Source organism: Bradyrhizobium sp. HKCCYLS3070, from assembly GCF_051167575.1.
Lineage (GTDB): Bacteria > Pseudomonadota > Alphaproteobacteria > Rhizobiales > Xanthobacteraceae > Bradyrhizobium.
On record NZ_JBNPTI010000001.1, the window covers coordinates 505272 to 527221 of the forward strand.

Annotated in this window: 20 protein-coding genes; 14 read left to right on the plus strand and 6 right to left on the minus strand. The window is 65.2% G+C overall.

What is annotated here, in order from left to right:
• Positions 1-35 precede the first annotated feature (35 nt).
• Positions 36-383, plus strand: coding sequence for an integrase core domain-containing protein (locus ACQR03_RS02250; RefSeq protein WP_434912207.1), 348 nt, complete (start codon positions 36-38; stop codon positions 381-383).
• Positions 384-525: 142 nt separating this feature from the next.
• On the opposite strand, the gene ACQR03_RS02255 is transcribed toward ACQR03_RS02250, so the two are convergent.
• Both ACQR03_RS02255 and ACQR03_RS02260 read right to left on the minus strand, forming a co-directional pair.
• Positions 526-849 carry a hypothetical protein gene (locus ACQR03_RS02255; RefSeq protein WP_315827313.1) on the minus strand — a complete coding sequence of 108 codons (324 nt, stop codon included), beginning with the start codon at positions 847-849 and terminating at the stop codon, positions 526-528.
• An 83-nt stretch (positions 850-932) separates the two neighbouring features.
• Positions 933-1889 carry a LysR family transcriptional regulator gene (locus tag ACQR03_RS02260; protein ID WP_316202195.1) on the minus strand — a complete coding sequence of 319 codons (957 nt, stop codon included), beginning with the start codon at positions 1887-1889 and terminating at the stop codon, positions 933-935.
• A gap of 108 nt (positions 1890-1997) precedes the next feature.
• Between ACQR03_RS02260 and ACQR03_RS02265 the strand changes: the two genes are divergently transcribed.
• The 8 genes from ACQR03_RS02265 to ACQR03_RS02300 all read left to right on the plus strand — a co-directional run bounded on the left by ACQR03_RS02265 (position 1998) and on the right by ACQR03_RS02300 (position 11147).
• Positions 1998-2879 (plus strand): NAD(P)-dependent oxidoreductase, encoded by an 882-nt coding sequence (locus ACQR03_RS02265; RefSeq protein ID WP_316202194.1) that lies wholly within the window; start codon positions 1998-2000, stop codon positions 2877-2879.
• 10 nt (positions 2880-2889) lie between these two features.
• Positions 2890-4419, plus strand: a complete 1530-nt coding sequence (locus ACQR03_RS02270; protein ID WP_316202193.1) for an aldehyde dehydrogenase family protein — start codon at positions 2890-2892, stop codon at positions 4417-4419.
• A 75-nt stretch (positions 4420-4494) separates the two neighbouring features.
• Positions 4495-5454, plus strand: a complete 960-nt coding sequence (locus tag ACQR03_RS02275; RefSeq protein ID WP_316172068.1) for an N-carbamoyl-D-amino-acid hydrolase — start codon at positions 4495-4497, stop codon at positions 5452-5454.
• A gap of 228 nt (positions 5455-5682) precedes the next feature.
• Positions 5683-7284, plus strand: a complete 1602-nt coding sequence (locus ACQR03_RS02280) for an ABC transporter substrate-binding protein (RefSeq protein ID WP_316202192.1) — start codon at positions 5683-5685, stop codon at positions 7282-7284.
• Positions 7285-7299: 15 nt separating this feature from the next.
• Positions 7300-8241, plus strand: coding sequence for an ABC transporter permease (locus tag ACQR03_RS02285; RefSeq protein WP_315714604.1), 942 nt, complete (start codon positions 7300-7302; stop codon positions 8239-8241).
• A 59-nt stretch (positions 8242-8300) separates the two neighbouring features.
• Positions 8301-9152: an ABC transporter permease gene (locus ACQR03_RS02290; RefSeq protein WP_410051823.1), complete on the plus strand. Its 852-nt coding sequence runs from the start codon at positions 8301-8303 to the stop codon at positions 9150-9152.
• 34 nt (positions 9153-9186) lie between these two features.
• The gene (locus tag ACQR03_RS02295; RefSeq protein ID WP_434841198.1) at positions 9187-10176 is read left to right on the plus strand and encodes an ABC transporter ATP-binding protein; all 990 of its coding nucleotides are present in this window, start codon (positions 9187-9189) and stop codon (positions 10174-10176) included.
• A complete protein-coding gene (locus tag ACQR03_RS02300) occupies positions 10173-11147 on the plus strand; it encodes an ABC transporter ATP-binding protein (RefSeq protein WP_316172066.1) in 975 nt (324 codons plus the stop codon). Before ACQR03_RS02295 ends, ACQR03_RS02300 begins: the two co-directional genes overlap by 4 nt.
• Positions 11148-11778: 631 nt before the next feature.
• Here ACQR03_RS02300 and ACQR03_RS02305 read toward each other — a convergent pair.
• Complete coding sequence (locus ACQR03_RS02305; RefSeq protein ID WP_434840910.1) at positions 11779-12153, minus strand: hypothetical protein; 375 nt, start codon at positions 12151-12153, stop codon at positions 11779-11781.
• Between the two features lie 662 nt (positions 12154-12815).
• On the opposite strand from ACQR03_RS02305, the gene ACQR03_RS02310 reads away from it, so the two are divergent.
• The 4 genes from ACQR03_RS02310 (at position 12816) to ACQR03_RS02325 (ending at position 18097) form a co-directional block, all read left to right on the plus strand.
• The gene (locus ACQR03_RS02310) at positions 12816-13808 is read left to right on the plus strand and encodes an AraC family transcriptional regulator (RefSeq protein ID WP_315714599.1); all 993 of its coding nucleotides are present in this window, start codon (positions 12816-12818) and stop codon (positions 13806-13808) included.
• Positions 13809-14328: 520 nt separating this feature from the next.
• Complete coding sequence (locus ACQR03_RS02315; protein WP_434840911.1) at positions 14329-15240, plus strand: AraC family transcriptional regulator; 912 nt, start codon at positions 14329-14331, stop codon at positions 15238-15240.
• A gap of 503 nt (positions 15241-15743) precedes the next feature.
• Complete coding sequence (locus ACQR03_RS02320) at positions 15744-16115, plus strand: tRNA-binding protein (protein WP_316164528.1); 372 nt, start codon at positions 15744-15746, stop codon at positions 16113-16115.
• 20 nt (positions 16116-16135) lie between these two features.
• Complete coding sequence (locus ACQR03_RS02325) at positions 16136-18097, plus strand: alpha amylase C-terminal domain-containing protein (protein ID WP_434840912.1); 1962 nt, start codon at positions 16136-16138, stop codon at positions 18095-18097.
• Between the two features lie 105 nt (positions 18098-18202).
• Here the strand turns inward: ACQR03_RS02325 and ACQR03_RS02330 are convergent, their stop codons facing one another.
• Positions 18203-19135 carry a sugar kinase gene (locus ACQR03_RS02330; RefSeq protein WP_315714595.1) on the minus strand — a complete coding sequence of 311 codons (933 nt, stop codon included), beginning with the start codon at positions 19133-19135 and terminating at the stop codon, positions 18203-18205.
• Positions 19122-20159, minus strand: coding sequence for an SPFH domain-containing protein (locus tag ACQR03_RS02335; RefSeq protein ID WP_434840913.1), 1038 nt, complete (start codon positions 20157-20159; stop codon positions 19122-19124). The genes ACQR03_RS02330 and ACQR03_RS02335 overlap by 14 nt, the downstream gene beginning before the upstream one ends.
• A gap of 107 nt (positions 20160-20266) precedes the next feature.
• Between ACQR03_RS02335 and ACQR03_RS02340 the strand changes: the two genes are divergently transcribed.
• Positions 20267-21007 (plus strand): NUDIX hydrolase, encoded by a 741-nt coding sequence (locus ACQR03_RS02340; protein ID WP_316192732.1) that lies wholly within the window; start codon positions 20267-20269, stop codon positions 21005-21007.
• Between the two features lie 120 nt (positions 21008-21127).
• On the opposite strand, the gene ACQR03_RS02345 is transcribed toward ACQR03_RS02340, so the two are convergent.
• Positions 21128-21694 (minus strand): hypothetical protein, encoded by a 567-nt coding sequence (locus tag ACQR03_RS02345; protein ID WP_315714592.1) that lies wholly within the window; start codon positions 21692-21694, stop codon positions 21128-21130.
• Positions 21695-21950: the final 256 nt, after the last annotated feature.

Sequence of the window (21950 nt, forward strand, 5' to 3'; positions counted from 1 at the left end):
AACGGCAGCGAGCTCACGAGCAATGCCATCCTGACATGGACCGATCAGAGCCGTGTCGCCTGGCACTACATCGCGCCGGGCAAACCCATGCAGAACGCCTTCATCGAGAGCTTCAACGGTCGCCTGCGGATGAACAGCTGAACGAGACGCTGTTCACCTCGCTTGCTCAGGCCCGCGTCGCGCTCCGATGCTGGCGGACCGACTATAACGACGCTCGGCCGCACTCCCAGCTCGGATGGAAGACGCCATCCGAGTTCGCCGCCACCTGCAATCCGCGTCGGGATCTGGAGCTGCGCTATGCCGAGAGCTCCGCGCCAGCTCCCGCCGCTACGACCGCCCAGATGGGCACATCAAACCGCCCGACCGAACTCAGATCTGGATAAAACTTGGGGGCAAGGTCATGGGCCCTGAAAACATTCAGGCGCCGAAACCCTTCCAAGCTGAATATGAGGGTTCGATTCCCTTCACCCGCTCCAGCGCCCTCCTGCCGAAAATCTGCTGCAGCGGTCCGGTCGGGGCGGCTGACTAGTCGCAATGAATCTGTTTGCCCATCCGCCGGCACGTCCTGCCATCACTGAAGTAGGTCGTGCTTCCGACCGTGTGCGACGACGTGCCATCGCTGTAGTAGGTGTGGTTGCCGATCTGCTGCGAGCTGCTGCCGTCGTTGTTGTAGGTGAAGCGCCCGATCTGCTGTGACGAGGAGCCGTCATTCCAGTAAGTGTTGTTGCCGATCCGCTGCCCCGACCTCCCGTCGTCGCACAGGATCTGGTTGCCGATGAGCTGGCAGGTCTCGGCCTGAGCTGCTGTCGCCGCCCACAGGCCGAACGCGATCGCGAGAGCGTGGCGCATGAGGTCGATTCCCTAAATTACAACATCCAATCGCATCCCACGCGCGAGCGCAACGGAAAACGATCCGTGATGATCTGTGCGGATCAACGTCCGGCGCCGCGCGTCCTGGTCTTGCCGGCGGGTCCTCCGACCCGGAACGCCCGCATCTGGCCGCTGAGAAAGCGCAGCAGATGGCTGGCGGCATGCGGCAGCTCGCGGCCGCGCCGGGTGATGACGCAGGCTTCGCTCGAGGCCAGCAGGCGGTTGTCCACCGGCACGGCGGCAAGGGAGCCGTCGGCAAGATCGGCGGCGATCGCGAAGGCCGGCAGGAGCGTCAGGCCGAGGCCGCTCCTGACGAAGTGGCGGAGCACGTTGATGGAGCTGGTGGTGAGCTTCGGCGACAGGGCGATGCGCTCGGCGGCCTCCGCCATTGCCACGACCTGACGCGTGCCGTAGCTCGGATGCATCAGTCCGAGGGGGTGATCGGCGAGCTCGCGCAAGCGCAAGGGACGGCCGAGCCGCGCGAGCGCATGATCCGGCGGCATGATCGCGCAGAGCGGCTGCCGGCTCGCGGTCGCGATCCGGATGCGCGGATCGGCTGATGGGTTGAACACCAGGCCGATGTGATGGCGATCCTCGGCGACGGCATTGACGACCTCGTTGGTGCCGGCCAGATCGAACGCCATGGTGAGGTTGGGATGGCGTTGCCAGAACTGGCCGAGCGGGCCGGACATCAGGTCGCTGACGAAACCCTCGCCGAGCACGATGTCGACATGGCCGCGTTTGAGCCCCTGCAATTCGCGCAGCTTGGCGACGGTGTCGGCCTGATCGGCCTGCCATTGCCGGAAGCGCTCGACCAGCAGCGCGCCGGCCTCGGTGGCGCGGATGCCGCGGCTGAGGCGCTCGAGCAAAGTGAGGCCGAGCTCCTTTTCCAGCAGCGCGATCTGCCGGCTGATCACCGACGCGTTGACGTCGAGCGCTTCGGCGGCGGCGCGCACCGAGCCGAGGCGGATCGCCTCGTGCAGATAGTGCAGGCGGTGGTGATCGAGCAGGGCGGACATGGCTTTGGAAGCTGTTGACCTGAGGTCAACACTAGCGGCGGGCGGCGCTGATGTCTGCCCCGGAATCGTGCGGCTACGCTGGCGAGGCAAATCTGGGCAGGAGGCCACGTGACCGCGATCGGCATCATCGGACTTGGCAACATGGGGCGCGGCATCGCGCTGACGCTGAAGGGCGCGGGCTTTGCCGTCACGGGCTACGACACGCTGGCCGCGACGCGCGCGGCGCTGGCGGCCGAGGGCATTGTAGTTGTCGACGGCATCGGCAGCGTGATCGCCGCCGCCGACATCGTGATCCTGTCGCTGCCGACCGCCGGCATCGTCGCCGATGTCGTGGAAGGCGCCGGCGGCATCCTCGCGCATGCCAGGGCCGGCGTCGTCATCGTCGACACCTCGACCTCGCATCCCGAGACCTCGCGCCGGCTCGCAGCCCTTCTCAAGGCGCGCGGCATGGGCTTCGTCGATGCGCCGGTCAGCGGCGGGCCGAAGGGCGCGGCGACCGGCACCATGACCATGGTGATCGGCGCCGACGGCGATGATCTCGCGCGCGTGCTGCCGGTGCTGGAGCGCGTGAGCGCCAAGCGCGTCCATGTCGGCGGCGTCGGCGCCGGCAACGTCGCCAAGATCGTCAACAATCTGCTCTGCGCCGCGCATCTGCTGACCGCCGCGGAGGCGCTACGCATCGCCGATGCGGCGGGCGTTGATGCAGTGCGGCTGCTCGAAGGGCTCAATGCCGGCTCCGGCCGCTCCGGCGTCACGATCGTCAACGTGCCCAACTGGATTCTCAACGGCGCCTTCGATTCCGGTTTCACCATGCAGCTGATGCGCAAGGACGTCAGGCTCGCGGCGCAGCTCATCGGGGAGCTCGGACTGTCGCTGCCGATGGCCACCGACACCGCGCGCATCTGGGCGGACAGCGCCGCCAGCATCGCCGACACTGATGATTTCAACCGCATCGTCGAGCTACAGCTCGGTCCGATGGCGAAGCCGTGAGCGTGCCGCCATGACCCATTTCATCGATCCCCGCCTGCGCGCCGCCACGCTGCCGTTCTGGCCTGACTTGGAGGCCGTTGGCTCCCATGTCGGCGGTGACCTGATCGTCGGCGATGGCGCGACGGTCTCGGTGAATGATCCCGCCACCGGCAGATTGCTGTTCACCTATGCCGATGCCGGTGCCGACGTGGCGGCCAAGGCGGCTGCTGCTGCGGGGGCGGGGCAGGCGGAATGGGTGAAGCTGACCGCCGCGGGCCGCGGCCGCGTGATGCAGGCGGTGGCGCGGGCGATCCTCGCCGCGGCCGAGCCGCTGGCGCATCTGGAAGCGCTGTCCGCCGGCAAGCCGATCCGCGACACCAGGGGCGAGGTCGCCAAGGTCGCGGAGATGTTCGAGTACTATGCCGGCTGGGCCGACAAATTCCACGGCGACGTCATCCCGGTGCCGTCGAGCCATCTCAACTACACGCGTCGCGAGCCGATGGGCGTGGTGCTGCAGATCACGCCGTGGAATGCGCCGATCTTCACCGCGGGCTGGCAGATCGCGCCGGCGATCAGCATGGGCAACGCCGTGCTGCTCAAGCCCTCGGAGCTGACGCCGCTGACCTCGCTGGCGCTGGCAGGCATCGCCGAACGCGCGGGCTTGCCGAAGGGCGTCGTCAACGTGCTCGCCGGTTTCGGCCACACCACGGGGCAGGCGGCGCTGGCGCAGCCCGCGGTCAGGAAGGTGGTGTTCGTCGGCTCGGTACCGACCGGGCGGCTGATCGGCGAGGCTGCGGCGCGCAGGCTGTTGCCGTCGGTGCTCGAGCTCGGCGGCAAGTCCGCCAACATCGTGTTCGCCGATGCCGATCTCGAACGCGCCGCCGTCGGCGCGCAGGCCGCGATCTTCGGCGGCGCCGGACAGAGCTGCGTCGCCGGCTCCAGGCTGCTGGTGCAGAGCGCGGTCTATGACCGCTTCGTCGATCTGGTCGCAAAAGGTGCAGCGAAGATCAGATGCGGCGATCCGCTGTCGGCGGACACCGAGATCGGTCCGATCAACAACGCCAGGCAATATGATCACGTGCTGTCGTTGATCCGGGAAGGCGCGGCGGAGGGGGCGGAGATCGTCGCTGGCGCAAATGGCGTGGCGCAGGACGGCGGATATTTCGTCAAGCCGACCGTGCTCAAGAACGTCACCAACGCCATGGGTATCGCGCGCAAGGAGGTGTTTGGTCCGGTCGTCGCCGTGATCCGCTTCGACACCGAGGCGGAGGCGATCGCGATCGCCAATGACAGCGAGTTCGGCCTCGCGGGCGCGGTGTGGACCAGGGATGTCGCGCGCGCGCATCGCGTCGCAGCACAGGTCAAGGCCGGGACGTTCTGGATCAACGCCTACAAGACCATCAACGTCGCCTCGCCGTTCGGCGGCTACAACAACAGCGGCCATGGCCGCTCCTCCGGCATCGAGGCGCTGTACGAATACACGCAGGTGAAGAGCGTGTGGGTCGAGACCGCGGCCGAGCCGGCCGTGGCGTTCGGCTACGCGCCGGGCTTGCGCGACTGAGCGGGCATGGCATGATCGGTGCAAGAGCTGCGCGCCACGGAACGACCACTTAGTTCCGAAATAAGGAACGGAAACATGCCGCGCTTCGTCAACGTCGCCATTGGTCAGCTCGGCCCGATTGCCAAGAGCGAAACACGGACCGCGGTGGTTGCGCGACTGATGGCGTTGATGCGGCAGGCGCACGCCAATGGCTGCGACCTGATCGTTTATCCCGAGCTCGCGCTGACGACGTTCTTCCCGCGCTGGTACATGGCCGATCAGGCCGAGATCGACCTCTATTTCGAGCGCGAGATGCCGGGGCCGGAAACGCAGGCCTTGTTCGCGCTCGCGAAGGAGCTGCGCATCGGCTTCTGCCTGGGCTATGCCGAGCTGGCGCTCGAGGGCGGCATCGTGCACCGCTACAATACCGCCATTCTCGTCGACAAGACCGGCGCGATCGTCTCGAAATACCGCAAGGTGCATCTGCCGGGACATGCCGAGCACGAGCCGTGGCGCAAGTTCCAGCACCTGGAGAAGCGCTATTTCGAGCCCGGCAAGCGCTTCGGCGTCTCCAGCGCCTTCGGTGGCGTCATCGGCATGGCGATCTGCAACGACCGCCGCTGGCCGGAGACCTATCGCGTGATGGGACTGCAGGGCGTCGAGATGGTGCTGATCGGCTACAACACGCCGGTGCACAATCCGCCCGCGCCGGAGCATGACGATCTCTCGCTGTTCCACAACCGCCTCGTGATGCAGTCCGGTGCCTATCAGAACGGCACCTGGGTCATCGGCGTCGCCAAGGGGGGCATCGAGGAGGGCATCGACCACATCGCCGGCAGCTGCATCATCGCACCCTCCGGCGAGATCGTCGCGGCCTGTGCCACCAAGGGCGATGAGATCGCGCTGGCGCGCTGTGACCTCGATTTGTGCAGATCCTACAAGCAGACGGTCTTCAACTTCGACGTCCATCGCCAGCCGCAGGCTTACGGCATGATCGTCGAGCGCAAGGGCGAGACGCTGATGGCCGACGGCTCGCCCGTCACAAAGCAGGCGTGACGCACGATGTTGCTGCACGGCACTTTCCGTAGCCCGCATGAGCGAAAGCGACATGCGGGTTCGCATGAACTGTGCCGGAGAACCCGGAGTCGCTGCGCTCGCCCGGGCTACGCAAATGCTTGCGCCCCGTGCCTCATTTGCGTTCAAATGAATGCACTCCACGTGCATGGCATGGGCCTTGCTTACAAATTCGGCAATTGAACTTGGCGTGTTGCATCAGGAGAGAACATGGATCGCAGGACGGTATTGAAGGGATTGGCGGGCGCGGGTGGTCTGGCGCTGACGGGGATTGCGGCGCCGGCGATCGCACAAGGCGCTGCCGCACGCACCTTGCGTTTTGTGCCACAGGCCAATCTCGCCAATTTCGATCCGATCTGGGGCACGCAATATGTCGTGCGCAACGCGGCCGCGATGGTGTGGGACACGCTGTACGGCATCGACGACCAGTTCGTGCCGCAGCGCCAGATGGTGGAATCCGAGCAGGTGTCCGACGACGGCCTGACCTGGACCTTCAAGCTGCGCGCGGGACTGAAATTCCATGACGGCGAGCCGGTGCTCGCCAAGGACGTCGTCGCCAGCCTCACGCGCTGGTCGGCGCGCGATCCGATGGGCCTGATGCTGAAGGCGCTGCAGAACGAACTGACGGCCGTCGACGACAAGACCTTCAAATGGGTGTTGAAGCAGCCCTATCCGAAGATGCTGTTCGCGCTCGGCAAGGGCAATGCGCCCTGCGCCTTCATCATGCCCGAGCGCATTGCGCAGACCGACCCGTTCAAGCAGATGTCGGAATATGTCGGCTCTGGCCCGTTCAAATTCGTCAAGGGCGAGTGGGTGCCGGGCGCCAAGGCCGTGTTCGAGAAGTTCACCGACTACGTGCCGCGCCAGGAGAAGCCGGTGTGGCTCGCCGGCGGCAAGCAGGTGCTGGTCGATCGCGTCGAATGGGTGATCATGCCGGATCCTGCGACCGCGGCTGCCGCGCTGCAGAACGGTGAGGTCGACTGGTGGGAGAACCCGATCACCGATCTCGTGCCGGTGCTGAAGGGCAACAAGAACATCGGCGTCGACATCGGCGATCCCCTCGGCAATGTCGGCTCGTTCCGCATGAACCACCTGCATGCGCCGTTCAACAACGTGAAGGCGCGCCAGGCGATCCTCATGGCGATGAGCCAGGAAGATTATATGCGCGCGCTGGTCGGCGACGACAACGCGCTGTGGAAGCCGCTGCCCGGCTTCTTCACGCCGGACACGCCGCTCTATACCGAGGCGGGCGGCGACATCCTCAAAGGCAAACGCGATTTCGCGGCGGCCAAGAAGCTGCTTGAGGAGGCCGGCTATAAGGGTGAGCCGATCACCTGCGTCGTCGCGCAGGACCAGCCGATCACCAAGGCATTCGGCGACGTTACCGCCGATCTCCTCAAGAAGCTCGGCATGACCGTCGACTTCGTCGCCACCGATTGGGGCACCGTCGGCGCCCGCCGCGCGCAGAAGACGCCGCCTTCGCAAGGCGGCTGGCACATGTTCCACACCTGGCACGCAGGTGCCGATTGCATCAACCCGGCCGCCTACACCGCGCTACGGGCCAATGGTGACAAGGCCTGGTTCGGCTGGCCGACCAGCGAGCCGGTGGAAAAGGAGATCACCAACTGGTTCAACGCCAAGTCGCTCGACGAGGAGAAGGCGGTCGCCGGCCGCATCAACAAGGCGGCGATCGACGACGTGGTGTTCGCACCCACCGGGTTCTTCCTCGGCTATACTGCTTGGCGCAAGAATGTCTCGGGCGTGACCAAGGGGCCGATCCCCTTGTTCTGGGGCGTGTCGAAGACCGCATAGGGCGAAAGACCTCCCATGCTCACCTATGCGCTCCGCCGAGTCCTGTCGACGCTGCCGGTGATGGCGATCGTCGCGCTGTTCGTCTTCAGCCTGCTCTACATCGCGCCGGGTGATCCGGCCGTTGTGATCGCAGGCGACCAGGCGAGCCCGGCCGACGTCGAGCGTATCAGAGCCAATCTCGGACTGGACCAGCCATTCCTGGTCCAGTTCGGCAGCTGGGTTTGGCGTCTGCTGCACTTCGATCTGGGCACCTCGATCTTCACCAACCTGCCGGTGTCGGCATTGATTGCCCAGCGTATCGAGCCGACGCTGTCGCTGATGATGGTCACCCTGGTCCTCACGATCATCATCGCCGTGCCGCTCGGTGTCATCGCGGCCTGGAAGGCGGGCACCTGGATCGATCGGATCATCATGGCCTTCGCCGTGTTCGGTTTCTCGGTCCCGGTGTTCGTGGTCGGCTACATCCTGGCCTACGTCTTCGCGCTGAAGTTCGATTGGCTTCCGGTGCAGGGCTACACGCCGCTGGCCCAAGGGTTCTGGCCGTGGCTGCAGAACCTGATCCTGCCGGCGGTCGCGCTCGGCTGCGTCTACATCGCGCTGATCGCGCGCATCACCCGCGCCGCGATGCTCGAGGTGCTGCAGCAGGATTACATCCGCACCGCGCGCGCCAAGGGCCTGGGGCAGGGCGGCATCCTGTTCATTCATGCGCTGAAGAATGCCGCGGTGCCGATCGTCACCGTCGTCGGCATCGGCATCGCGCTCCTGATCGGCGGCGCCGTCGTCACCGAGAGCGTGTTCGCCATTCCGGGCCTTGGCCGGCTCACCATCGATGCCATCCTGCGCCGTGACTATCCGGTCATCCAGGGCATCGTGCTCTTGTTCAGCTTCGTCTACGTGCTCGTCAATCTCCTGATCGACGTCACCTACACCCTGGTTGACCCGAGGATCCGCTATTGACCGCCACCTCCATATCGCCGCCGCCAGGCCTCGTCCTCGCGCCTGTTCTGCCCGACCTGATGGTCGCGCCGAAGATCCGGCGCGGCGCCATCGGCTTCCTGCGCAACCATCCGACGGTTGCGATCGGCGGCGCGCTCCTGCTGCTGCTCGTCATCATCGGCGTGTTCGCGCCATTCCTCTTCACCGTCGATCCCACCGCGATCGCGCCGGCCAAGCGCACGCGGCTGCCGTCGGCGGATTTCTGGTTCGGCACCGATGCGCTCGGCCGCGACATCTATTCCCGCGTGCTCTATGGCACCCGCGTCTCGCTGACGGTCGGCCTCGCGGTGGCGCTCGGCGCCTCCCTGATCGGCCTTACCATTGGTCTCGTCGCCGGCTTCCTGCGCTGGGCCGATGGCGTCCTGATGCGCTGCATGGACGGGCTGATGTCGATACCGCCGATCCTGCTCGCGGTGGCGCTGATGGCGCTGACGCGCGGCAGCGTCGGCAACGTCATCCTCGCCATCACCATTGCCGAGATCCCGCGCGTCGCGCGGCTGGTGCGCGGTGTCGTCCTGAGCTTGCGAGAGCAGCCCTATGTCGATGGCGCGGTCGCCTCGGGCACGCGCACGCCGATGGTGATCCTGCGCCACATCCTGCCCAACACCATGGCGCCGATGCTGGTGCAGGCGACCTACATCTGCGCCAGCGCGATGATCACCGAGGCGATCCTGTCCTTCATCGGCGCCGGCACGCCGCCGACCATCCCGTCCTGGGGCAACATCATGGCCGAAGGCCGCGCGCTGTGGCAGGTCAAGCCCTTCATCGTGTTCTTCCCCGCCGCGTTCCTCTCGGTGACCGTGCTCGCCGTCAACCTTGTCGGCGACGGCCTCCGCGACGCGCTCGACCCGCGCATGGCGAAGAGCCCATGAGCAGCGCAGTCAGAGATCGCCGGGAGCTCAAATGATGCCGCTGCTCGAGGTCGAGAATCTCCAGGTCCATTTCCGCACACCGACCGGCATCAACCGTGCCGTCGATGGCGTCTCCTTCCACGTCAACCCCGGCGAGACGCTCGCCATCGTCGGCGAATCCGGCTGCGGCAAGTCGGTGACGTCAATGTCGATGATGCGGCTGATCCCGGAGCCGCCGGGCAAGATCGCGGGCTCGATCAAGCTCGAGAGCAGGGACATTCTTAAGCTCTCCGACCGCGAGATGCGTCAGCTCCGCGGCAACGACATCTCGATGATCTTCCAGGAGCCGATGACGAGCCTCAACCCGGTGCTGACGGTCGGCCGCCAGATCGGCGAGACCCTGCGGTTGCATCAGGGGCTCGATCAGGCGCAGGCCGAGGCGCGCGCGGTGGAGATGTTGACGCTGGTCGGCATCCCCGAGCCGGCACGCCGCGTGCGCGAATATCCGCACCAGCTCTCCGGCGGTATGCGCCAGCGCGTGATGATCGCGATGGCGCTGGCCTGCAACCCGAAGCTCCTGATCGCGGACGAGCCGACCACCGCGCTCGACGTCACCATCCAGGCGCAGATCCTCAAGCTGATGCTGGAGCTGAAGCAGCGCGTCGGCGCCGCGATCATCCTGATTACCCACGATCTCGGCGTCGTGGCCGAGGTCGCCGAGCGCGTGATGGTGATGTATGCCGGCCGCAAGGTCGAGGAAGCGCCGGTCAGGGAGCTGTTCCGCTCGCCGCGCCATCCCTATACGCAGGGCCTGCTCGGCGCGCTGCCCAAGCTCGGCTCGTCGCTGTCGGGCGAGACCAGGCGTCTCGCGGAAATTCCCGGCCAGGTGCCGGACCTCAAGCAGCGCATCGAGGGCTGCGTGTTCGCCGGCCGCTGCGCGCTTGCCACCGACGTCTGCCGCCAATATGCGCCGGGGCTGGAGCAGAAGGCCAAGCATCACATCGCCGCCTGCCATTTCGCTGCCAAGGAGCAGGCCGCCGCATGACCATGCCGCTGCTCCAGGTCAACGACCTCAAGAAGCATTTCCCGATCCGCAGCGGCCTGTTTGGGCGAGCCAAGAGCCGGGTGCACGCCGTCGACGGCGTGTCGTTCGAGATCGCGCGCGGCGAGACGTTGTCGCTGGTCGGCGAATCCGGCTGCGGCAAGTCCACCGTCGGCCGCGCCATCCTGCGCCTGTTCGACATCACGGCCGGCCAGATCGTGCTCGACGGCACGCGGATCGACGATCTCGGCCCGGGCAGCCTGCGCGACATGCGCCGCCGCGTGCAGGTCGTGTTCCAGGACCCGTTCTCCAGCCTCAACCCGCGCATGCGGATCCGCGACATCCTGGCTGAGCCGATCAACAATTTCGGCCTCGCCAAGACTGCGGCCGAGCGCGATGCGCGCATTGCCGAGCTGATGGAGATCGTCCGGCTGCCGCGCGACGCCGTGAACCGCCGCCCGCACGAATTCTCCGGCGGCCAGCGCCAGCGCATCGGCATTGCGCGGGCGCTCGCCGCCAAGCCCGACCTGATCGTCTGCGACGAGGCGGTCTCCGCGCTCGACGTCTCCGTCAAGGCGCAGATCGTCAACCTCCTGCAGGACCTGCAGCGCGAATTCGGCCTCGCGCTGCTGTTCATCAGCCACGACCTCGCCATCGTCGAGCACATGACGCACCGCGTCGCCGTGATGTATCTCGGCCGCATCGTCGAGCTCGCCCCCAGACGGCAGATCTTTGCGTCTCCCGGCCATCCCTACACCAGGGCGCTTCTCTCAGCCGTCCCAATTCCCGAACCCGGCGCCGAGCGCACCCCGATCATTCTCAAGGGCGACGTTCCCAGCCCCGTCAACCCGCCCAAGGGCTGCCGCTTCAACACCCGCTGCCCTCTCGCATTCGACCGCTGCCGAATGGAGGCGCCCGAGCTGCGTCTGAAGGGCGAGGACCAGTGGGTGGCGTGCCATCTGGAGAATGCGTAGTTGTAGTAGCGTAGGGTGGGCAAAGGCGCTACGCGGCGAAAGCCGCGAAGCGACCTGCCCACTGCGCCCGGTGCGAATGACAGCTTGACGCACGAGACTGCCGCGCCAATCCTCATTGCGAGCGCAGCTCGCAATGAGGGAGGAGAGATGGTGCGTTTCTCGCGCGGATATGGGCGCAGCGCGTAGCCCGCATGAGCGACAGCCGGCGCGCAGGACGCGTGTCGGCGCCAGCGGTCTTGCGTGCCGTGTCGGCGAACCCGGATGTTGCTGCGCTCGTCCGGGCTAGGTGGCGACCGAACGAAACTTCGACGGCATGCGGCATCGCTGCGCCGCGCGTCGTCGCTGCAGATCATGTCTTGAGGAATGGTACCGCAGCCGCGCCCGGTTGCGACCAGGCGTCGGCTCACCGGGGCACGGCCTCGCCCGCTTCAGGCTGCGGGCGACCGATTGAATTTCGTCCAATAGAACGTCGCAAAGCGCGATCTGCGACAGCAGGGCGGCCTCTGTCGATTGGTGCGACGTCGGCCGACCGAGGTGTAGCTTTGCTGTGCGGATTCTGCTTAGCGATTTCAATACCGAATGATTGGACAGGTCGCCGCCTCGAATATCGGTCATTTTGCCTGCACCACCACTACACGAGATCTGTCGCATCAGGACCAATTTGGTTCAAAACAATCGGTATGCCGCGAAGGGGGCCGCGAGCGGTCAGCGCGACCTTGCGGGTCCCTCCGGCGTCTGCAAAGCAGCGCCCACGGACATCAATCGGCGGTTTACAGTTGGTTCCGAAATTGAAACTTGGCACGTTGAGTTGACGCTTTGCCTGCCTGATTGGCAACTTATCGCTCTTGGTCGAGCGATTGGCGACCTGCTGATGACCTATTGCAGCGGTGCCAGACTGGAAGACGCTCGCTGTGCCCGGCGAGGGGATGACCTGGTGCACCGCCACTGAACTGGTAATGCCTACAAGATAACTAAGAGAATGCAACGTGACCGTCTTGATAAGCATGATTGGACTCACTTCATCTCGCCTCATATCGACAGGCGTGTGGACGTTGCCAGGTTCGCGTTGTGACAAGGGCATAAGTTCATCGCTTCGGTGACCTGCTTCGCAAGATCGAGAATCTCAAGCGCCGAGCGTCGCCGGTTAGGTGTGTTGGTGTTCCGAACATTATCGTCTCCCAAAAGTGCCGCGGGTCTCGGCTCGCTCGGTCACGTTCAACCCTGTCTGTCGCTGCGAGGATGCGCTCAGCGAGTCTTGATTTCGTGGTGGAGTTTTGCCCGGCCTTGGGCAGGGGATCACCGCCTCGTCCAGCACGGAACTCATGAGTTCCACTTCGCCGGGATGCCGGTTCCCGTGCCGCCACGTTCATCTCCTCTCTTACGGTCGCACTCTACAGAACCTGCTGCCTGCTCATCTCAACGAGATTGAAGCGCGTCGCGCGGCGATTTTGAAGTTATTCTCAAGTCCAAACTCTGCAAACGTTGCTCAGAATTAGCCGCAACACTAGCCAGTTACCTGCTCAAGTTAACATGTGAGAAGTCGGGAACATGATCGAGCTGCGGCGCCTGGCCGCCTCCCGCGTGACGGGAGTTTCGCGGAGTTGACTTGGATCAGTCCGGAGGACGTACTCTTCAGTATTCAAGCGAGCCGTGAGTGAGGACAGACCGATGAACTTGGACCGATCCGTGAGCCTATTGAGCCGGGCTCCCGTCATTCGTACGGACGATCCGGAGGCGATGGAGCACGCGTTGCGTACGGTCTACGGGGCAACTGGCTTCGCAGTCACCAAGGCAGATGGCTTCCAGGGGGTGGGCAACTACCTTCAGCTTGCGAATATCGGCCTTGGCTTTTGTGCCTATGGCGGGGCGAGGGCGGTCGTCAAGTTCCCGGAAAGCGACTACGCGCGGCTGCAAATTGGCCTCAAAGGCAGCGCTTTGACCGTTCTGAATCGCACGGCGATCGCGATAACTGAGCGGCAGTCCTGCATAGTTGCGCCTGGCGAACCCAACAGGATTGTGTTCGAGCCAGGTTATGAGCAGCTCATTCTTCGAATAAGCGCGAGGGCGTTGGAGCAGACATTGACGACGCTGCTCGGTGCAAAGCCAGCCGGTGTCCTCAAGTTTGATCCCATAGCGGCTGCGGTGCAGCCGAACGCTCTGGTCTTGCGCGATCTGGCGATGTTCCTCGCTCATCAGCTGGATGCGACGGCTACAGAGCTGCCGCGCGCGGTGCTGGCCGAACTGGAGCAGGCTCTCATCGTTTCCTTCCTGTCGGCTCACCGCCACAATTTCAGCGAGCTGTTGGAGAGAGCCGAAAAGGATGTCGTGCCGCGGATCGTCCGGCTGGCCGAGGAGTATATCGAGGCCTCTTGGGACCGCGCCATCACGATCGAGGCGCTGGCGTCGCAGACAGGCGTCAGCATCCGCGCGCTCTATACTGCGTTCAAGAAGAGCCGCGGATACTCGCCGATGGCGTTTGCGAAAACGGTGCGATTGCGACGGGCAAAGCAGATGCTCTCGGGGGCAGATCAGCGCACCTCCGTCTCTGCAGTCGCCTACAATTGCGGCTTCGGAAATCTCGGACACTTCGCAAGAGACTATCGCGAGATGTTCGGTGAGCTTCCATCCGAAACTCTGTTGCGCTCGCGACGAGCCGCCTAGCTCGCCTTACAGAAGCGTCGGTCAGGCCAGTCCCAATAGCGCTTGGGCAGCGGCGAAGCAAAGCGCGGGTCGCCAACTCAAGCTGAGAGCCAATCATGATGACGCCGTCCGACTGCGGCGAGGCGCCAAGAAGCGGGTCAGGTCTTTCGAATATTCTCGTCTCGTAGAAAGCGCCGCGCTTTTCAACTTGTTCGGGTCACGTTCACCTGACGTCGCTGCTGGATACGCGCAGCGAGCTTCAACTTCATGGCGGATATTCTCTCGGGGGTAGGCGGGAGGGTTGCCGCGTCGTCCAGCGCAGACCTCATGAGATGAGGCCAAGTAGTAATCTGGAAGGAAATTGAAGCGCATCGATGAAGAAGATGGAACTGCGACACCTCGCCGCTGACCGGTGTTTTCCCGGAGTATCAGTTCGGTCAAACCGAGGTACCATCTTCCGATGAACCTAGATCAATCCGTAAGCCTGCTGAGCCGGGCTCCCGTCATTCGTACAGACGATCCGGAGGCGATGGAGCACGCGTTGCGTACCGTCTACGGGGCAACTGGCTTCACAGTCACCAAGCCAGATGGCTTCCTGGGGGTGGGCAACTACCTTCGGCTTGCGAATATCGGCCTTGGCTTTTGTTCATATGACGGGGGAACGTCGGTCGTTAAGTTCCCGGAGGGCGACTTCGCGCGCCTGCAAATTGGCCTCAAAGGCAGAGCTTTGACCGTTCTAAATCGTACGGCGATCGCGATAACTGAGCGGCAGGCCTGTATAATTCCGCCGGGTGAACCGATCAGGATTGTGTTCGAGCCAGGTTATGCGCAGCTCATTCTTCGAATAAGTACGGGGGCGCTGGAAAGGTCGTTGACGACGCTCCTGGGCGCAAAGCCGGCTGGCGTCCTCAGGTTCGATCCCATGGCGGCTGCGGTGCAGCCGAACGCTCTGGTTTTGCGCGATCTGACGATGTTCCTCGCTCATCAGCTGGATGCGACGGCTACAGAGCTGCCGCGCGCGGTGCTGGCCGAACTGGAGCAGGCTCTCATCGTTTCCTTCCTGTCGGCTCACCGCCACAATTTCAGCGAGCTGTTGGAGAGAGACGAAAAGGACGTCGCGCCGCGGATCGTTCGGCTGACCGAAGAGTATATCGAGGCCTCTTGTGGGCGCGCCATCACGATCGAGGAGCTGGCATCGCAGACAGGCGTCAGCATCCGCGCGCTGTATGCGGCGTTTAAAAAAAGCCGCGGATACTCTCCGACGACGTTTGCAAAAACGGTGCGATTGCGACAGGCAAAACAGAGGCTCTCGGGGGCAGATCAGCGCACCTCCGTCTCTGCAGTCGCCTTCAATTGCGGCTTCGGAAATCTCGGACACTTCGCAAGAGACTATCGCGAGATGTTCGGTGAGCTTCCATCCGACACTCTGTCGCGCTCGCGGCGAGCCGCCTAGCTCGCCTGACAGAGGCGCCGGGCAGGACCATTCCAAAGAGCGCCGGGGCCAGCAACGCGCGGTGGGCAGGTTGTGCCCGGCGAAGCTTGCTGATGATGTCCAGTATTCGCAGCCAGGCTGGGCCACCGTGCTGCGTCTGGAGGCAAAGCGACCGAACTGCGACATTACGGGCGACGTGTCATAGTCATGCGCTCGGCGGCGGACATGCTGCAGGGCGGGTCAAGGCGTGCACGCGGCGATTCGCCGCTAGCGACATGCCATGGCGATTCACGCACCTCCCGCTCGGCGATGCGGGGCAGCGGCAACCCCCCGCTTGCCCAGCCTGCGATTGAAGGCTTCGCAGCCTGCGACCGGCCTGCCACACCAATACAGCCAATCGTCCATATGCCGTGCCGTCGCCGGGCGGGTGCATTGTCAGGAGACCTTATGGCGATTAAAGATTCCGGCCCAGACCGCGTCGGCACCGCAAGCCCTCCCGCGCGGTCGCGTTCGATGAGGCCGCCATGCATCTTGCCCATGATCCCACAGCGCCGGCGGCGGCAGGGATCAGCTTCGACCAGTTCCTGGCCGTCGACATCCGCGTCGGCACCATCGTCGCGGCCGAGCCCTATCCGGAGGCGCGCAAACCGTCGCTGAAGCTGACCATCGATTTCGGGCCCGGCATCGGCACCAGGCGCTCCAGCGCCCAGATCGCCACGCTCTACGATCCGGCCACCCTGGTCGGCCGCCAGGTGGCCGGCGTCGTCAACTTCCCGCCGCGCCAGATCGGCAAGTTCATGTCCGAGGTGCTGACGCTCGGCTTTCCCGATGAACAGGGCAACGTCGTGCTGTTCCAGCCCGACAAGCGCGTGCCGAACGGCGCGCGGCTGTTCTGACGCGCGGAGAGCCGACCGCCATGGATATGCTGCTCGAACCTGTTACGCTGCCGCCGTTCCCCGAAGGCCTCAGGATTTCGCTCAGGCAGATGCATCTTCTCCAGGCTCCCATGGGCGGCACCCTGGTGACCGGCGGCGCCACCTTCCGCGTGTTCGCGCCGCATGCCAAGGCGGTCTACGTCTCCGGCCCGTTCAACGACTGGGCGCAGGACGCGAGCTGCCGGCTGGCGCCGATCGGCAACGGCCATTGGGCGATCTTCGTGCCGTCTCTGAAGGACGGCGACGCCTATATGTACTTCGTCGAGGGTGAAGGCAGCTCCGGCTACAAGCGCGATCCGCATGCACGGCTGCTTACGGTCGATCCGCCGTTTCCGCAGGCGCATTCGGTGCTGCGCAATCCGCACGCTTTTCCCTGGCACGACACCGACTACACGCCGCCGCCCAACAACGAGCTCGTGATCTATCAGCTCCATGTCGGCACCTTCGACATGAAGGCGGGCAATCCCGACGGCTGCTTCTTCGACGTGATCGAGCGAGTGCCGCATCTGGCGAAGCTCGGCGTCAACGCGATCGAGCTGCTGCCGGTGCAGGAATTCCCGACCATGTTCAGCATGGGTTACAACGGCACCGACCTGTTCAGCCCGGAGACCGAGTACGGGGAGGCAGAAGACGCGCATCTCGCGGCCTACTTCAAACGCACCAACGAGATCCTCGTCGCAGCCGGCGCGACACCTTACGCCGATATCGGCGTGGTGCGTCACTGCGACGACCAGCTCCGCGCGCTGATCGACGTCTGTCATGTCCATGGCATCGCCGTGCTGTTCGACGTCGTCTACAACCACGCCGGCGGCGGTTTTGACGAGAGCAGCATCTGGTTCTTCGACCGTCAGGCCTATGGCGATCCCAATCGCAGCCTGTATTTCACCGATCAGGGCTGGGCGGGCGGCCAGGTGTTCGCCTACTGGAACGCCGACGTGCGGCGGTATCTCGTCGACAACGCCGTGATGTTCTATCGCGAGTATCACGCCGACGGCCTGCGTTTCGACGAGGTCAGCGTGATGGACCGCTTCGGCGGCTGGGCGACCTGCCAGCAGCTCACCGAAGCGCTGCGCGCGGAGAAGCCGGATGCGATCCAGATCGCGGAATACTGGCCGGTGAACCCGTGGGTGGTGAGGGACATCGCGCATGGCGGCGCCGGCTTCGATGCGACCTGGAGCGACGGATTGCGGCTCGCGGTGCGCGGCGCCGTCGCGAGCGCGGCCGGCGGCGCGGGCGCCGTCGTCCCGATGCAGCCGATCGCCGCGGCGATCGCCGATCTCAGCCTCGACAAGCGCTGGCGCGCGGTCAACTCGATCGAGAACCACGACATCGTCTATGCCGGCCGCGAGCCGCGCATCCCGCGCCTCGCCGATCCCGTCGACAGCCGCTGCTGGTATGCGCGCAACCGCAGCCGCGTCGCCACGGGCCTGTTGCTGACCGCGCCGGGCATCCCGATGCTGTTCATGGGCCAGGAACTGTTCGAGGACAAACCATGGAGCGACACGCCGAACCCCGACACGACGATCAGTTGGGCGCTGCTCGACGGCGAGGACAAGATCACCGCTGATGCGATCCGCTTCACGCGCGAGCTGATCGCGATCCGCCGCACCCATCCGGCGCTGACCGCGGAGGGATGCGCCATCGTCCACGTCCATGACGGCAACCGCGTGCTCGCCTTCCACCGCTGGGACGGCCAGGGCGACGACGTGATGGTGATCGTCAGCCTCAGCGAGACGCCATGGCGCGACTACGCGATCGGCTTTCCGGCAGCGGGGCAGTGGAAGGAGGTATTCAACAGCGACGTCTATGACAACTGGGTCAATCCGGATGTGGTTGGTAACAATGGCTCGGTCACCGCAGGCGGCCCGCCGCTGCACGGCCAGCGCAGCTCGGCTGACGTGACGATTCCGGCGAATGGCGTGCTGGTGTTCGCGAGGGAGTGACGGACGCGTAGCCCGGATGAGCGCAGCGATATCCGCGGTCCCACGACTGTTGCGATGATCCCGGATGTCGCTGCGCTCATCCGGCCTACGAGCTTCGCCGTGTGGCTACACGATCAACCGGCCCTGGCGCTCCGCGATCCCGATCACCGCTTCCGTCCCCGCATTGAAATCGAGGTGATCCGCCTCGATGCCGTCGGAGAAAATGACGCCGTTCTCGGGCATCAGCGAGCGCAGGCGCAGTGTTTCGGCGCCGTTCAGCCCTCCGCAGACCAGGGATGTCTGTGACGTCTTGCTCGGGAACGGCTCGCGCACGGCAAAGCGCAAGCTCCGGGCGTCCCAGGGCAGGGCGGTGTAGTCGCCGCCCGTCGTGGGGCTGCCGAAGTTGCCGGCGATCGCCAGCGCGCCGGTGACGATGCTCTTGAACCACGCAGTCGAGCCGAGTCCGGTCGCGACGATCAGGCCGCTGGAGGACTGCCGCTCCTGATGCTCGCGGGTCGCGATCTCGTAGCGGGCCGAGACATGCGTGCGCGCGCCGATGAAGAGGTCGTTGACCGCATGGAGCACCTGGCCGTCGGCGAGGCTCGCGCGCGCCATGGTCACCGCCTTGGCCGCGCGCCGGTCGGCAGCAACCTCCGGCAGCAGGCTCGCGAGATCGGCCGGCGCGAACGGCAGCAGCACGCCGTCATGCCGGGCCGCGTCCGGGTTCAGGCCGAGCAGCGGCTGGCCGTCGAGATATTTCATGGTGTTGGCGACGAGCCCGTCGGGGCCGAGCGCCGCGACGATGTCGGCGGGGCCGAAGATGAAGTTCGGCAGGAAGCCGCGGTCGACGATCTGGTAGCGGCCCCAGCGCTCCAGCGTCTGGACGCTGGTCAAGCGCGCGGCCTGGTAGGCCGCGTGCTCGCGTTCGTAGTCGGAGAAGTCGGCGCCGAGATGCTCGACATAGAAGCGGGCCTGGTCCGCGGTGAGGAATCTGGTGATCAGCTCCTCGAGCCGCGTTCTCCTGACGACCAGCACCACCTTGCGGTCATTGCCGGACACGGGCGGCCTCCGCGGGCTTCTGCATCAGGCTGTTCAGGAGCTCCGGCGAGACGTTCAGCTGCCCGATCTTCTCGGCCTTTTCGGCGAGGCCCGAGAACGCCTGCGCGATCAACTGGCCGGGTTGCATGCCGGTGGCGGCGAGCGCCTGGATCACGCGGGTGTCGACGCCCTCGAAGATCTTCATCAGCGCGCCGACGCGATAGGCTTCGGCATCCGCCAAGGTGCGGGTGTTCGCCGCATTCAGCGACACGAAATCCTTCCGCTTCGCCTCCAGCCCGATATCGGCGACCATGCCGGCCTCGCGCAGCTCGTTCTTCTTCGCGGCGACGCTGGCCTCCGCATCCATCTGCGTCTCGCGGATCGAGCGCTTCTTCTGCTCGACCGCGATCTCCGTGTCGAGCTCGCTCTCGCGGATCGCCCGCTCGCGCTCGACGGCGAAATTGCGCCGCGCGAAGATGGCTTCGTCCGCGGTCTTCAGGATCGCCTCGCGCGCCTCGGCCTCCAGCGCCTTGGCGGTCTCCGGCGTCGGCTTCACCGCGCGCACGGCGACGCCGAGGATCTCCAGTCCAAGCGCCTCGATGTCGGCGCGCCGCTTCAATCCGGCCGCAATCGTTTCGGCGATGCGGTCGGAGGCGCGCAGCGCTTCCTTCAGGGTCATGTCCTTGACCGCCTGCTGCGCCAGCACCTCGACCGCGCCGAGCACGCGCTGCGGCAGCTCCTCCGGGTCATCGGACTCGTAGGTCTTGCCGTCGCGCTTGAGCGTGAAGTTGAGCATCGCCGCCGCCTTCCTCGGCTCGCCGATGCGGTAGGTCACCTGGCCCTGGATCGTCAGCGTCTGAAAGTCGCGGGCGATCTGCTGGAAGATGAAGGCGGCGTCGCGGCTGCCGATGGGGATCGCGACCAGGGAAGTGGCGGGCCCGTAATAGAAGGTGGAGAGCCCGGCACCTTCCTCGACCACGCTGCCGGCGCGGTACTTGAGGAGATAGGTGGTGGGTTGGGCCTTGATGAAGCGTAAGCCGAACATGGCGGCCTCCTGACGTTCAATGGCATAAGTGTGTTACGCCAACTTAGTAAGTTGGACAGTACAACTAAGTGTGCTAGTGTCAAGGGACAAATTCGGGGGCGGACGGTATGGCAGCACGGCAGGGGCAGGGCGGCGGAGCGGCTGCGAGAGCGGGCGGACTGGATTTTCCGCGGCCGCTGACCACGGTGGACATCGTCATCTTCACGATCCGGCTGGAGGCGCTGCACGTGCTGCTGGTGCGGCGCGGCCACGGCGAGGGAGAGCCGTTCCCGGACGCGTTTGCGCTCCCGGGCGGTTTCGTCGATGTCGACAAGGATCGCGATCTCGAAGCCTGCGCGCGGCGCAAGCTTGCCGAGAAGACCGGCGTCATCAGCACCTATCTGGAGCAGCTCGGCAGCTGGGGCAGTGCGCACCGTGATCCGCGCGGCTGGTCGGCGACGCATGCGTATTTTGCGCTGATCCCGGCGTCAGCGGCGGAGGCCGCGCTCGCGGCCGATGCGCAATGGTTTCCGCTCGTGGGCATGAGCGTGAAGCCGAATCTCGCGTTCGATCATGCCGAGATCCTGCAGGCCGCCGTGCAGCGGCTGCGCAACAAGGTCGAGTACACCTCGCTGCCGGCCTATCTGATGCCGGAGGAGTTCACACTGCCCGAGCTGCAGCGGACTTACGAGATCGTGCTCGATCGTCCGCTGGAAAAGAGCGCCTTTCGCACCCGCATGCTCTCGGCCGACCTGATCGAGCCGATCGCCAAGATGCGCAAGGGGCCGAACCGTCCGGCGCAGCTCTATCGGCTGAAGGCGGCGGCGGCGCCGGTGTATTTCGCCAGAACGTTCAACGCGCCGGATTGACGGCGTGGTCGCCTCTTCCAGCCCCGCATGAGCGAAGCAACATGCGGGTCTCACGCGGAGTCTCGGAGAACCCGGATGTCGCTGCGCTCATCCGGGCCAAACGGCTCCATCTCTCGCCGGTCAGGCCGAGAAGTCCACCACCAGCGACTTGCTGGTCGAGCTCGACGAACTCGTGCCGCTGGCGCTGTAGGATGAGGTCTTGCTGTTGTTCGAGCTCTGCAGCGCCTCGAGCAGCTTCTTCAACAGCTCCTCGACCTGGGACGAGGACGATGAAGACGACGAGGAGGAGGTGCTCGACGTGGTGTCGGTGCTGGACTCATCGCTCGGCGGGGCCGGCGGCGGACCGCCGGCGCCACCCGCGCCGCCCGGACCGCCGGAGAAGGCGTTGGCAAATACGTTCTTCAGCTCGGTCGCCTGGTCCGAGGTCAGCTTGCCGCTGTCGACCTCACTCTGGATGAGATCGTCGATCTTCGACTGCATCTCCTTGGGCGACGGCGGCGCGCTGGAGCTCGACGATGACGACGAGCTGCCGCTCTGCAATGCGGAATCGATGTCGTCGAGCGCCGAGGACAGCGCAGTCTGGTCGGCGGAGCTGACCTTGCCGGCCGAGACTTCCTTGGTGAGTTCCTGCTTGAGCAGGTCGAGCGGCGAATATCCGCTCATGGAGGATGCAGAGATCGACGTCATGGCGTGCTCCGGGTTGCGACATCAAACCTGCGCCCAGGTGCGACCGGAACGCTTAACAGCTCCTTGTTCCGTGTTTCTGGATGTGTCCCGCCGCAGGCTGCACACAAAACGAAGCAAGAAAGTCAGCATGGCTGCGTAGCCCGGATGCGCGCAGCGACATCCGGGTTCGGCATGAGCGCCGGTGGCGACCCCGGATGTCGCTGCGCTCATGCGGGCGACGGTCCACGGCAAGGCGGCATGCCGCCAGCGCAGTGCT